Source organism: Cupriavidus sp. SIMBA_020, from assembly GCF_046535395.1.
In the GTDB taxonomy this organism is placed as follows: domain Bacteria; phylum Pseudomonadota; class Gammaproteobacteria; order Burkholderiales; family Burkholderiaceae; genus Cupriavidus; species Cupriavidus campinensis.
Genome location: NZ_JAWRWU010000381.1, coordinates 1 through 283, shown reverse-complemented (window position 1 = coordinate 283; position 283 = coordinate 1). Strand labels below are relative to the sequence as shown.

Here is a 283-nt window from a genome sequence, read left to right as displayed (position 1 = left end):
AGCGTTCACACACCAGTGGGACCAGACAGCCGCGCTATCGATCATCGAAGCGCTGGGACTGCTGGCCGGCGCCGTTGTGGCAATCCAGATTGCCGAGACGATCGTCGAAGAAGAGGTCATCCGGGAAGCGGACGTTAGCGGACCGACTCGCGTACGACGTTTCATGTCCCGGTTTCTTGTCGTTGTGGTCGTCGCGCTTGCCATCGAGGGACTCGTGGCGACATTCAAGGCGCTACATCAGGATCCCTCGCAGCTCTGGTTTGCGGCGGCGCTGATCGCGTCC

At 61.5% G+C, this 283-nt stretch carries 1 pseudogene; it reads left to right on the top strand.

Annotated features, from left to right (window positions below):
- Positions 1-283 (top strand): annotated as a pseudogene (locus SB751_RS29685) (hypothetical protein); the annotation flags it as partial.